This is a genomic window from Microbulbifer variabilis (assembly GCF_023716485.1).
GTDB lineage: Bacteria > Pseudomonadota > Gammaproteobacteria > Pseudomonadales > Cellvibrionaceae > Microbulbifer > Microbulbifer variabilis_B.
The window spans coordinates 2,526,522-2,539,358 of record NZ_CP092418.1; the positions used below are offsets into that span (position 1 = coordinate 2,526,522).

Below are 12,837 nucleotides of genomic sequence, written 5' to 3' on the forward strand. Positions count from 1 at the left end.
AATCAGCATCCCCATACCCTTTTGTCAACTACAACACTAAAGACATTAAGTCTCTTTAGCGCCAGATAGTCTCACCACAAACATTAATCTAAGAATAAAATCGACTAGAGCCTACGAATGCGAAACAGTCAATTTAGAGCATTTCTTGCCAGCTGCATCATTTCTACCACTCTATTTTCTAGCTCTAGTATTTTTGCTGATGATAGTCGTGCAGTACTCGTTGAGGCTGCACACCCGTGGCAGCAAGCCATTAATACCAGATTATTTTGTTCGGTGTTATCTCCTCCCCTACACCAAGTCTCCAGCCACACTGAAGCCGAGCTCACCCAAGTAAAACCCGTAGGTTCAATAATTAAAGCTGGCGAGTTAGTAGCCGCACAGGATGGATTTTATCTCTCTCAGGAGATTGAGATTATTCGCACAGATATTGCAATCACACAGAGCCAGCTGATTTATGCGGAAGAAGAGCTGAGCAGACTGGAGAAGCTTCGCTCAGCAGATATGGTGTCTCCGTCCCACTTAAACAGCCTTAAACTCAATGCTGATACCTACCGGCTCACAAAGCAAAGACTCGAGCACCAGCTAACAACAGCCGAATACCGTTTAGAGCGACTGCAACACTATGCAAGAACTGATAGTCAAGTTGTAAGTATAGAAGCCAACCCCGGTGAGAGACTAAATTCGGGGCAAAGAATCATGCAGTTACTGCCTCTAAAAGAAAATCAAATTGAGTGCAGCCTTCCCGAAGAAAAATTAAACAATGAGAATTTACTCAACAGAAGCTCCTTTACTTTTAGGGACCAAAATATCCCCTTAAGAAATATTAGTCATACGGTCAATCCGGAAACGCAAAATCTCAACCTCTACTTTGAAACAGAATCAGAGCAATTCCCGTCCCTATTAGTAGGACAGAGATTCGAAATAATGATGCGAACACCCCTCTCAACTAAAAAAACGCAGGAGAGGGTAACAAAAGTTCCCAGTGATGCCGTAATACTAGAGGGCGACCAATATAAAATCTGGACTCTAGACAGTGATCAAAGGGCGGTTAGTACCGAGGTTCAAATAATAGATACCTTGAAGGGACACTTTGTTGTACGTTCAACCATTAAACCTGGAGATCTTGTAGTCGTTCTGGGTTATGAAGGCCTACAACCCAATGAAACTGTCTCTCCGACAAAGAGGGAAAACACATGAAATCCCTGGAGAAATACATTTCATTTATTATAAGTTGCACTTTTGCCCTAATTGTTGCCGGTATTGTTGCGGGCCTAAACTTGCCTAATGCACTACTCCCCACTATCAATCGTCCACAAATTGCACTGGCTATTCCTTGGCCGGGAAAGACAGCGGAAGAGATAGAGCAAATATTAGTTGCACCACTTGAGCAGGAGCTATCGAGCCTAAGCTACCTGAAAGAGGTGCAGACAAATATCAACAGTGGCTTTGCCTGGGTCACGATTGACTTTCACTCTGAAGCAGATATGGAGCAAATGTATATTGAGGTACTCTCCAGAATCAATCAGGTACCCAACTGGCCCACGCAAGTCCGCACACCCCAAGTTTTCAATTTTGCCAATGGTGCGGGGGCTACGCTAGCAACCTTCTTCCTCTATTCGAAGAAGTCAGCCAGTGAGCTGGAATTAATTGATGCATTTTTAAACCACGTAAAGCCAGCCATAAGTAAAATCCCGGGAGTATCCTCTATAGAAGTTGCCGCTACGCCTATCGCCCAGCGGGTCGATATTGAGTTCGATCCAGAGAAGATGACTCAAAATTCCTTAAGTATTGCTGGGGTAACTGCACACCTTAATGATCTTGTGGACCGATCGGGCGGCAACCTGAAAATTGGCTCTAAGGACTATGCATTACATTTTAAGGGCCAAATCCCCCTAGATGAGCTCTCACGATTACCTATCGCCACACGTGGAAACCAGATTATACGGCTCTCTGACATTGCCTCTGTAAACGCACGGCCTGCATCTGACTGGGCATATTTTGCCCTTGAGGGCAATCGATCCTTTTATTTCTACTTGCTCCCCATCGAAAACATCAATGCTCTTGACACTATTGCACAGCTGAAGTCAACCATGGCGGAGCTGAATAGTGGAGAGTTAGCTCGGTTAGACATGGAATTGGCCATAAGCCGTGATGACTCCAAAGGAATCCGAGACTCCCTGAATCTGGTGTACGGGAGCCTCCTTCTTGGATCGCTGCTAGCCTGCTTGGTTTTGTACTGGTTTCTGCGTAACCTGAGAACGTTAACGTTAATATTCCTCAGTATTCCCGTATGCATCTCACTCGTCGTTGTGGGTATGTATATTGGGGGTAGAAGCTTGAATGTTATTTCATTGGCAGGCATCGCTCTTTCTATCGGATTGATGGTAGATGCGGCAATTATTGTGGTGGAAAATATTCAAAGGCTTCGCCAGCAAGGCATTGGCACCCAGGAAAGCATTGTACAGGGAACACGAGAAGTTACAGGTTCTTTGGCATCATCAACGATATCAAGCGTCATTGTGTTCCTGCCTATTATTGCCATGCAATCTGCAACAGGGCAATTATTTAGAGATCTCGCTTTTACAATTTCAAGCGCTTTACTCGCCTCACTGCTCTTTGCCTTATTAATACTACCTTCATTCGCAAGGTACATATTAGGCCATTCAAAAAAAATAAAGAAAGAATCTTCAAACACAAGAATTCTATTAATCCTAAAAAGATGGGTTGCCCTTTCCATCAAAGCTACAGCTACCCCCAGACGGTCTATTACAGCCATTATTCTTGGGCTACCCATCGCACTCATAGCTACCTATGTTTCCACACCATCCATAGATGTATTGCCAGACCCAAAACAGAATATGGTTTCCGTTTTTATCAACTTTGAGAGCGCACTAGCCACAGATGCTATTAGAACGGATTACGGGGAACGCGTGGTGAATCGAATCACCAGCAACTTTAAAGAAATAGAAGATCATGTTTCCACTTACGGCATTATCTGCAACCCAAGCAATTGCAACCTCTATATGTATACCCAAGGCGATTGGGATTTTGAATCACTGCGGGAATGGATGAATGAGAAAGTACTCTATGGACTTGTAGGTACCCGTATCCATTTCAGGCATGGGGGTCTTTTACGATTTGCAATGCCAAACAATCGAATAAGCCAACTGGATATTAAAGGGGCTGAACTTTCCAGGCTACAAATGGCTGGCACTGAGTTAATGAACCATCTGCGCGCAGAGTTTCCAGACGCACAAATCCAGGAGGGGAGCGCACTGCAAAACCGGGCTGTACGCATAGAGTTTCAACCTCGTCTGGATCAATTAACTTATTTAGGCATTACAGTTTCAGAGCTAAACCGCCAACTTATGGCTTTGACAGATGGGATATACATAGGCCATTTTTATACTGGCACTAACACGCTACCATTCTACTTCAAAGCAGAAGACCCACAGAGCCTGGAAGTACTTCTAAACACTGAAATATGGATTGATGGGCACGGCCTGATTCCTGTCCGTGAATTAGCAAGCGCAAAATTAACCCAAGCCCCAGCCAGTATTTTGCGAGTTGGGCAAGAAGTCAGTGCATCGTTAAACCTAACCCCGCCAGAAGGGGTCGCAATGAAGTCATTTGTTGAAAATGTAGACCAATCGGTACAGTCCTTTTTAGCAGAAAACTCCTATAGCGATTTGCACACTCAGTTCAGGGGCAGCGCAAATGAACTCAACCTATTTCTAGTTGAATTTCTTAAAATATTCTTGGCTGCTCTCGCAGTACTCGCCCTGTTGATGTATTTTGCCTTAAGATCTGCAAAGCTGGCCGCCGCCGTGCTTTGCGCTATACCCCTCTCATTTGCCGGCGGGATGTTAAGTTTACAGCTATTAAACCTTTTCACCCCCCAAAGCCTTGATGTAATTACAATGATTGGTTTCGTAATTCTAATGGGGCTTGTAGTCAACAACGCAATACTATTAGTGAATCAATTTCAAAAGTCATTACAGGCCGGGGCCAGTCAGCTAGAAGCTATTTATGCAGCAGCCAGCTTGCGCGCTCGTCCCATTATGCTAACAACAATCACCTGTATCTTTGGCAACCTGCCTTTGGTACTAAATCCAGGGAGCAGTGCTGCAATTTATCGAGGCCTGGCGACGGTGATTACTGGCGGGATGATATTTAGCGCTCTGTTTGTTTTAGCCTTTATGTCCGCACTACTCTCACAAAAAATGTTCCGCTCTGAGCAACAGAGTTTTGCTCAAAAGATCGACTCGGAAGCGCCCGAACCTGCTAGCGCGTAACATAAGGGTGGCGATCAATTGATCTAATCTGTGCTGGCAATAACAACCAAAATGTCAGCACAGATATGTCTCGCCAGTTTCTAATCTGCTATAGAGGTTTGTTTATTATCCTTAGTGAAAGTAACTACTCCAAACCCAATCACAAATATCCCTATTCATCCATATCCCCTAGCAACCTATATTGCGCAAAGCGCCATCAATTTACGCCCACAACCTCTTTTTTAATATAGATACCCAGACGTTTTGCAAGGCGGACCAAGTTGCCCCTATCCATTGAGAGCGATTTCGCTGCCCTACTCCAATTCCCATCGTTCTGAATTAATATATGCTTTATAAGATCCCGCTGATATTCTTCAGTGGCTGCCCTGAGATTTAACACCCCTAGCGGTGGCTGAACGGGCTTCTCAAACTCTGGTTGCGCCGCTATGTCATCCGGAATCTCTATATGTGCCGCTGTCAGCGATACGATTTCAGAGAGTGATGCGTTTTTTCTTGCCTTGAGCGCTGCGCGGCTGATGATATGCTCCAGCTCTCTCACATTTCCAGGCCAGCCATAGCGCTTTAATTTAGTGGAAGCATCTGCTGATAGCCGCAACTGACGGAAGCCTAGTTTCCTCGTGGAGCGCTCCAAAAAATAATCTGCCAGCAGGAGAACATCATTTTCTCTCTTTGATAGTGCGGGTACTTCCAGAGGGTAAACAGAGAGACGGTGGTACAAATCGGCCCTGAAACCACCTGAGTCGATTTCTTTGCGCAAATCCCGATTGGTAGCGGCCACAATACGCACATCTACATGCTGTACCGCATCCTTACCAACAGGCTGAATTTCACCACTTTGCAGTACCCGCAGCAATTTACCCTGAACTGATAAAGGCAGTTCACCCACTTCATCCAGAAAAAGTGTCCCGCCGTTTGCCAATAGAAACTTTCCCGGGCGATCCCGATCAGCGCCAGTAAAAGCCCCCTTCGCATGCCCGAATAACTCCGCTTCTGCCAGTGTTTCAGTTAAGGAGGCGCAGTTGAGATAGACAAGGGGTTTTTCCCGGCGAGATGACAGCCGATGTACCGTGCGGGCAACCAGCTCCTTACCCACCCCAGTTTCCCCAAGAATAAGCACGCTGTAGTCAGACCCTGCAACTAATTCAATGTCGCTTCGCAAGGCCCTCATCACTTGGCTTTCGCCGATTAACTCACCGCCATCGCGCAGAAAGGCTTCCTGGGTCAACTCTTTCACCAGTTGTTCGGCATGTTCAGCAGAAAGGGACAGCGCTTTTAGCTCCAAAGCCGTTTTGAGAGTAGCGGCTGAGAGTGCAGCGATTAACTCAAGCGTTCGATCGCTAATCAGGCTATAGGCGTCTGAGGTCATACTATCCAAAGTAAGCAGCCCCACTAGATGATTGTCAGAATACAGTGGCAAACCGAGACAGGAGTGCACCGGTAGGTCCCCTTCCCTATCCAGTAGTAAGCCATCAAAAGGGTCCGGCAGATTGCAATCAGAGGGGAAGCGAACGGGAGCATCAGAACTGCAGATTTGCGCTAGGCGGGGATGCTCGTTAATTAGGAAACGCCGCCCCATAGTACGCCTGGCCAAGCCCTGCACAGCCAGGGGGGTAAGCACCTCTCCATTCAGCCCCAGCAAGGCCACCGCATCACACTTAATTGCCTTGCGGATGGTAGAGAGCAGTCGTTCAAATCGGTCACTATTATTCAGGCTATTTGCGAGATCCAGAGCTACTTCAAGCAGTAGAGTAGAATTAATATCCACCATATCCCACCAAGTCAATAAGCTTCTTTTGTGTCATTATGACATGGTCACAATATAGGTCAAATTGACACAAACAAATATCATAATTCACCTAAAATATTGATTCATAAGGAATTATTAAGCTGGCATAACATTTGCCTAATAACCATTGAGGTTATTTAGTAATAGAGGCGAAGACAATGCTGGACACATACACTTTAAAAATTCGCAGGCGTTTTGAACTCTTGCTCAAGGCCGGAAATCTCACCCTGTTGCTCTCTACCCCCCTGCTATTACTCACCGTTGTCATCTGCTACCCGCTCTCCCATTATTTTTCTATCCCAGCCCAAGTGGCGGGCCATATTTTTATGATTATCAGCGCAACGTTTATCAAGATTGGCTATGTCAGCCGCTGCGTTGCGCAATACAACCTGTGCCAGGAAGTGCGCTAACTGATCACGCCGAGCTTCTCGCCTCCATCCCCTTTGGGGGCGACCTTTGTAGCTTTCAAACTTTCCACACCATCACCTCAGCAGCCGCATCTAACAACTACCTCAGTGCTATCTTCTCTTCAGGGCTGCCAACCCTGTACAGCGATCAATACAAACCCCATAAGGAAACTCGATGTCTGCAATGAGCCGTCTGGCCCTGCTGGCTGTGGTATTTATCGACTTGATGGGTCAAGGACTGCTATTCCCCATCATTAATGAACTAGTCATGTCCACCAAGTTTCAATTCCTGCCTACAGACACCGCACAATCCACCCGTCACCTCTACTATGGCATTGTTATCAGTAGCTTTTTTTTAGCTTGGTTTGTTGGGGCGGTGTATATCGCTAAGTTATCTGACAGTATCGGCCGAAAAAGCGCGATGGTACTTTGCTTGGTCGGCGCCCTGGCAGGCTATGCCATTACACTCGCTGCCTTATTTGCCAGCAGCCTGTGGTTGCTGATTCTTGGGCGCGTAGTCAGTGGATTTACTGCCGGTAACCAGCCCATTGCCCAAGCGGCAATGATTGATGCAAGCCGCGATGAACTGGATGCTTCAAAAAATCTGGGGTTACTGGTGGCGGGAATGAGCGCGGGAGCAGTTGCGGGACCAATTATCGCTGGAGTCTTAGCCGACAAGGCCCTGCTCGGTAATATTGCAAGCATTCAACTGCCTTTTTATTTTGCGCTACTTTTGGTTGCTATCACTCTCGGCCTAATTCTGCTCTTTTACCACGATAGCCGCTCCCCGACTTCGCCTATTCAATTGCGCTTTTCTGACTTGTTCAAGCAATTTGCACACCTCAAAGAGAGACCCTTAGTCATCAGGCTATGCCCAGCTTACCTAAGTTTTATGCTGGTTCACCTCAGTTTTTATATCTTTATCACCAACTATCTCAGCAGCCGCTTTGGCCTCGGCTTACTGGGAACCAGTATGGCCATGCTATTCATGGGAATCGCCGTGGCCACTTCCAGTATCTTTTTGGTTAAACCCGTGCTGTCTAAATGGGGTAAGCCACTGGTTATCAAGGTATCGGCATTGACTATGGGGGCCTGTGCGCTGGTTTTTGCTTTCAGTAACCAGGTTTGGCTTTGTTACTTGAGTGTGTTTCTCGCCTACTTGTGCTTTGGGCTAGCCTATCCGGCACTACTGAACTTGTTTGCCAATAGTGTGGATGAGAGCGAACAGGGATGGGTAATGGGTATCGCCACAGCGGGCTTCACCATTGTGGCCACCCTTATCTCACTATTGGGTGGCGGCGCTATGGAAATTAATATCCGACTACCATTTTTTATCACTGCCATTGCGGCCGCTTTCGTTTTGATACTGAGCTGGTTCAGTTGGCGTAGCAGTGCAATGAAAAAAATTGTTGATCGGTGAAGCCTCCTGAATACTACCGCGGTATCACTGCGGCCCAGAGCTTGAAATGTGGCCGCAGAAATACCGTGAACTCGCGTTGCTACCTCAAGCTATAGCTTGCTCGCCAAGTCCTTAATTTCGTGATTCAGTATTCGATCGTTATGGCTGTAATCCATGGGAACTTCTATCAAATGTACCCCACCCTCCCGGCAGCACTTCTCAATCATCGGTTTCAATTCATCTGTTGCCTGTATTCGATGCCCCTCGGCACCATAAGATTTCGCATAAGCCACAAAATCAGGATTGGTAAAATCGAGACCAAAATTCTTAAGCCCCATCATGGACTGCTTCCATTTGATCATGCCATAGGCATCATCGCGCAAAATCAACACAATTAAGTCCAGCTTCAGGCGCACAGCGGTTTCTATTTCCTGGGAGTTCATCATAAAACCCCCGTCCCCACAGATAGCCACCACCCGGCGATCGGGACAAACCAGCTTGGCCGCCATGGCCGATGGCAAACCAGCCCCCATAGTGGCCAGCGCATTATCCAAAAGTACGGTATTCGGAAAGTAAGCGGGATAATTGCGGGCAAACCAGATCTTGAACATGCCATTATCAAGGGCAATCACGCCCTTCTCTGGCATCACCTCACGCACATCCCTTACTAGTCGCTGGGGTCTGATGGGGAAAGTATCTGCGCTCGAACCCTCCTCAATATGCTTCTGCAAGGCAGCACGGATGCGGTGAGCATCACTAAAACTCCAATGCTCTTGCGGCTCTAGGTGCTCCTGCAGCTGCCATAGGCTGTTGGCGATATCACCGATCACTTCTATCTGCGGGAAATACACCGGGTCTACCTGGGCCGCATTGAAGTTAATATGTACCACTTCTGGCCCACCAGGGCGCATAAAGAACGGGGGCTTCTCTACAACATCGTGACCTACGTTAATGATCAAATCTGCCTGCTCAATAGTGCGATGAATAAAGTCACCATCGGATAAGGCCGTATTGCCAATAAAGTGCGGCCCCGATTCATCGATCACTCCCTTACCCATCTGCGTGGTAATTGCGGGGATTCCCAGCTTTTCCACAAATTTTCTCAGCATCTTCGACGTCAGCTTTCTGTTCGCGCCGGCGCCGATCAGTAGTAGAGGCTTGCGAGAGCTGGCGATAGCCTCAGCCGCCTTACGAATGGCTTTTTCTTCAGCAATGGGACGGCGCTGATAGCTGATGTCGAGCACCGGCATGGCGGAATGCTCCCGGGCGATATCCTCAGGAAACTCCAAGTGCGTAGCCCCTGGCCGCTCTTCCTCTGAGAGACGAAAGGCTTCGCGCACATACGCCGGCACATAATCCCCTCCCACAATCGTTTTTGTGTACTTGGTAAGGGGTCGCATCATGTCGACGATATTAATAATTTGAAATTGTCCCTGCTTGGAACTTTTAATAGGTTTCTGCCCAGTAATCATCACCATAGGCATCCCTCCCAGCTGAGCATAAGCTGCCGCGGTAACCAGATTAGTGGCACCCGGCCCCAGGGTTGCCAAACACACACCAGATTTACCGGTAAGGCGGCCATAAGTGGCCGCCATAAATCCAGCAGCCTGCTCGTGACGAGTAAGGATTAACTGTATTTTGGAGCCCCGCAAAGACTCCAGCATATCCAGGTTTTCCTCGCCGGGAATACCAAAAACATACTCAACTCCCTCGGCTTCCAGGGCGCGCACAAATAGGTCGGATGCTTTCATAGGAGCGTCTCTCGTCGTTGTAATCACTCATGATTTGGCCAGGTATGGGGTATTCGACACTTCTTTCTTTGCTTTTTTACTTGCTAGCCTAAAACCTGATCCAGCATTACCCACACCCATTGGGCAGAGTCAGTATTTTGCACGTACGGATGTAAAACCCCTCTGAGTTTTAGCACAGGATGACTCCTTCGGAGACCGCAAACTCCACTTTTCCTATTAGTCCAGTTTGGAATACTACTTTGCAAGGCAAATTTGCCCATGCCAGCGGCTTGCTAATATCTTTCAACGGAGAACTGGATCTGGATAGGCGGACCCCATGGACCACAAGAGTGAAAGCAGTAAATTGATATTGCCAATCCCGACTCAGCCAGCCCCGCAATCGACTCTAATGCCAGCAGATCGAGAAAGCTCGGCCGCCTTTTGATAGCAGCCCCTTATGAAAAGCAAAGAGAAGACTCACAAGGGAAAATGGTTTCTATCGCTGGCGGCGCTCGGCGTTGTTTTCGGAGACATAGGCACCAGCCCCCTGTACGCGGTTAAATTGATCTTCCACTCGAGGCTCAATATTCCTTTAACTGAGGCCAATATACTCGGTGGCGTTTCAACGATCTTCTGGGCCCTGATACTGATCGTGACAATCAAATATGTGACATTGATAATGCGGCTGGATAATCGTGGGGAAGGCGGCATCATGGCACTGATGACGCTGGCAATGGATGCCACAGAGGGACGAAAAAACCTCCAATGGTTTGTAGTTACCGCCGGTATACTTGGCGCCGCACTTTTCTTTGGGGATGCCATTATTACCCCAGCGATCTCTGTACTCTCGGCTATAGAGGGGCTTGAGGTTGGAAGTCAAACACATCAATCTTTAGTCGTACCTATCTCCATTGGAGTCTTAATTTGCCTATTCTCAGTTCAGCGCTACGGTACCTCTACCGTAGGAACACTATTTGGACCCATCACTGCTCTCTGGTTTCTCACACTTTTGGTGTCTGGAGTATCCAGCATCATCAACAACCCTCAGATTCTCCATGCGATCAACCCTGAACATGCCCTGAGATTCCTCACCAGTCATGGTTTTAGCTCATTCTTGGTATTAGGCGCTGTTCTTCTGGTTTTTACCGGGGCTGAGGCACTTTACACCGATATGGGCCACTTCGGCCGCAGCCCAATCAGAATGGCATGGTTGGGATTGGTTTTTCCCGCTCTTTTTCTGAACTACATGGGACAAGGTGCACTGTTGATGAGCCATCCCCATGCAGTCGATAACCCCTTCTACCGCATGTTTCCCAGTTGGGGGCTTTATCCGGTAATCATACTTGCCACCGCCGCCACAGTTATTGCCTCTCAAGCCTGTATTACCGGCAGCTTCTCCTTGGCCAAACAAGCAATGCAGCTAGGGCTTTTACCCCGCCTTACCCTTCGCCATACCTCAGCTCATCTTGAGGGGCAGATATTTATGCCTGGTGTTAACAGGCTGCTTATGTTTTTAGTGATAGGAGCGGTAGTGGGTTTCGGCTCATCCACCAATTTAGCCGCTGCCTACGGTGTTTCCGTAAGCGGCGCCATGTTGATAAGTACTTGCCTGGCCGCGGTTGTATACCGCATTCAATTAAAATGTCACTTACTACTTTGTCTATCAGTGGCGGCCTTCTTTATCTGCATAGATCTCGCCTTTTTCTCCTCCAGCTTGCTAAAAATTAGTCATGGTGGCTGGTTTCCTCTCGGTTTAGGTGCCATAGCCTGTATCTCAATGTTCACCTGGAGAGATGGCAGGGAAGCCTTAGCACTGCAACTTCAGCGTCAAGAATTCAAACTGGAGCCTTATCTAACCGCCCTGCTAAAGAAAAACCCTATAAGAGTGCCTGGAACTGCAGTATTCCTAACCTCCAGACAGCTATCCACTCCCCACGCACTGATTTATAACCTGAAGCACAATAAAGTATTACACGAAAACTTACTGTTCATTACTGTATCTTTTGTGAATGCTCCACGAGTAATGCCTGGCAACCGGTATATCCTCAGCGAAATCCGTGAAAACTGCCACTACTTACTTTTACGCTATGGCTACATAGAGCAGCCGGATATTTGGAAGGTTTTAAAGCGGCTACGCCTTAAGAAAGAGCTGGATATCGACCCCAATAAAGCTTCATATTTTTTAACAAGACAAACCATCACCCCAACCAAGCAGGAGGATAGCCGTATGTTCTTATGGCGAGAGCGGTTGTTTGCGGTTATGTTCCGCAATGTGAGTAGCGCTGTAGAGTATTACCGTATTCCTATGAGCCGCGTGATAGTAATGGGCGAAAAAATCCGAATTTAATTTAAACGATAAAGCAGTAGCACCAAGTGGCACCACTGCTTGCCAGTAATGGGAAATCATTAACTTATTTATAAAGCGGGAATCTAAATCACTCCGAGCCGTGACAAGTGTTGTCGGGCAAACTGAATCCTTCTCTGCTGTACTTCGGCAAAACTCTTACCATCTATATTGACTGCAAAAAAATACATATTGTTGCCAGTTTCCACTACGCCAACATACCAACCCAAGGCAAATTCATCATTAATCTGTCCACCGCCCGTTTTTGCATAGAGCTTGTACGAGTCTGTCTCCTCTACCAACATAACTTCTTTGAATAAAGAGAGAGAGTCATCAGAAATAGGTAGGGCTCCAGAAAATAGCTTTTGCAAGAAATTCACCTGCTCCTTGGCCGATATCTTCAGGCTCCCATTTAGCCAAAATTTATCCAAACCAGAGGAGATATCCCTGTTGCCATATTCGAACTGAATCAAATATTGGCTCATTCTCTTCCTGCCTATTTGAGAGGCTAATTGCCGATAAATAGGCACTGCGGAATTTTGAAAAGCCGCCCGGATGGGTAGCGGCTTGTCGTACCAAATACTGGGCCACCATCGCTGAGCCGGATACTTCAAGTGGTCATAGGTTAATTCCTGTACAAGGCTGCGGACCAAACCAGCATCTAATGCAATCAGAGTGTTAGGCACCTTAAAGGTTGAGAACGGCGTGAGCCTTACATCAGCTCTCTTTTCATTGATGATTGAGTAAGTGGCCTCTTTGTGATTTTTCAGTACAAATGTACATGATTTGCCACATTCGATATCTTCGAAAGACCAGGCGAGACTACTAAAGAGCAGAAATAAAAATACGATTGCTTTCAATTTAAACTTCCCAGAG

Annotated in this window: 8 protein-coding genes; 5 read left to right on the plus strand and 3 right to left on the minus strand. The window is 47.1% G+C overall.

From position 1 onward, the window contains the following. Nucleotides 1-117 precede the first annotated feature (117 nt). The gene (locus MJO52_RS11185) at nucleotides 118-1,197 is read left to right on the plus strand and encodes an efflux RND transporter periplasmic adaptor subunit (RefSeq protein WP_252081745.1); all 1,080 of its coding nucleotides are present in this window, start codon (nucleotides 118-120) and stop codon (nucleotides 1,195-1,197) included. Continuing rightward, a complete protein-coding gene (locus tag MJO52_RS11190; protein ID WP_252081746.1) occupies nucleotides 1,194-4,295 on the plus strand; it encodes an efflux RND transporter permease subunit in 3,102 nt (1,033 codons plus the stop codon). Before MJO52_RS11185 ends, MJO52_RS11190 begins: the two co-directional genes overlap by 4 nt. 196 nt (nucleotides 4,296-4,491) lie before the next feature. Here the strand turns inward: MJO52_RS11190 and norR are convergent, their stop codons facing one another. Next, a complete protein-coding gene (norR, locus tag MJO52_RS11195; protein WP_252081747.1) occupies nucleotides 4,492-6,063 on the minus strand; it encodes a nitric oxide reductase transcriptional regulator NorR in 1,572 nt (523 codons plus the stop codon). 176 nt (nucleotides 6,064-6,239) lie between these two features. Here norR and MJO52_RS11200 point away from each other — a divergent pair, with 176 nt between their 5' ends. Next, nucleotides 6,240-6,491, plus strand: coding sequence for a hypothetical protein (locus MJO52_RS11200; RefSeq protein ID WP_252081748.1), 252 nt, complete (start codon nucleotides 6,240-6,242; stop codon nucleotides 6,489-6,491). Between the two features lie 172 nt (nucleotides 6,492-6,663). Beyond that, the gene (locus tag MJO52_RS11205; RefSeq protein ID WP_252081749.1) at nucleotides 6,664-7,908 is read left to right on the plus strand and encodes an MFS transporter; all 1,245 of its coding nucleotides are present in this window, start codon (nucleotides 6,664-6,666) and stop codon (nucleotides 7,906-7,908) included. An 89-nt stretch (nucleotides 7,909-7,997) separates the two neighbouring features. Here MJO52_RS11205 and MJO52_RS11210 read toward each other — a convergent pair whose 3' ends face one another. Then, entirely contained in the window at nucleotides 7,998-9,638 is a 1,641-nt protein-coding gene (locus tag MJO52_RS11210) for an acetolactate synthase large subunit (protein WP_252081750.1), read from the minus strand. A gap of 436 nt (nucleotides 9,639-10,074) precedes the next feature. Between MJO52_RS11210 and MJO52_RS11215 the strand changes: the two genes are divergently transcribed. Next, nucleotides 10,075-11,964 (plus strand): potassium transporter Kup, encoded by a 1,890-nt coding sequence (locus MJO52_RS11215; RefSeq protein ID WP_252081751.1) that lies wholly within the window; start codon nucleotides 10,075-10,077, stop codon nucleotides 11,962-11,964. Between the two features lie 83 nt (nucleotides 11,965-12,047). On the opposite strand, the gene MJO52_RS11220 is transcribed toward MJO52_RS11215, so the two are convergent. Then, nucleotides 12,048-12,821 (minus strand): penicillin-binding transpeptidase domain-containing protein, encoded by a 774-nt coding sequence (locus MJO52_RS11220; RefSeq protein ID WP_252081752.1) that lies wholly within the window; start codon nucleotides 12,819-12,821, stop codon nucleotides 12,048-12,050. Between the last annotated feature and the right edge of the window lie 16 nt (nucleotides 12,822-12,837).

What these genes read in the sequence shown, in the direction of transcription:
- MJO52_RS11200 (WP_252081748.1), top strand. Translation starts at nt 6,240, where the DNA reads ATGCTGGACACATACACTTTAAAAATTCGCAGGCGTTTTGAACTCTTG.
- norR (WP_252081747.1), bottom strand. Translation starts at nt 6,063, where the DNA reads ATGGTGGATATTAATTCTACTCTACTGCTTGAAGTAGCTCTGGATCTC.
- MJO52_RS11185 (WP_252081745.1), top strand. Translation starts at nt 118, where the DNA reads ATGCGAAACAGTCAATTTAGAGCATTTCTTGCCAGCTGCATCATTTCT.
- MJO52_RS11215 (WP_252081751.1), top strand. Translation starts at nt 10,075, where the DNA reads ATGAAAAGCAAAGAGAAGACTCACAAGGGAAAATGGTTTCTATCGCTG.
- MJO52_RS11210 (WP_252081750.1), bottom strand. Translation starts at nt 9,638, where the DNA reads ATGAAAGCATCCGACCTATTTGTGCGCGCCCTGGAAGCCGAGGGAGTT.
- MJO52_RS11205 (WP_252081749.1), top strand. Translation starts at nt 6,664, where the DNA reads ATGTCTGCAATGAGCCGTCTGGCCCTGCTGGCTGTGGTATTTATCGAC.
- MJO52_RS11190 (WP_252081746.1), top strand. Translation starts at nt 1,194, where the DNA reads ATGAAATCCCTGGAGAAATACATTTCATTTATTATAAGTTGCACTTTT.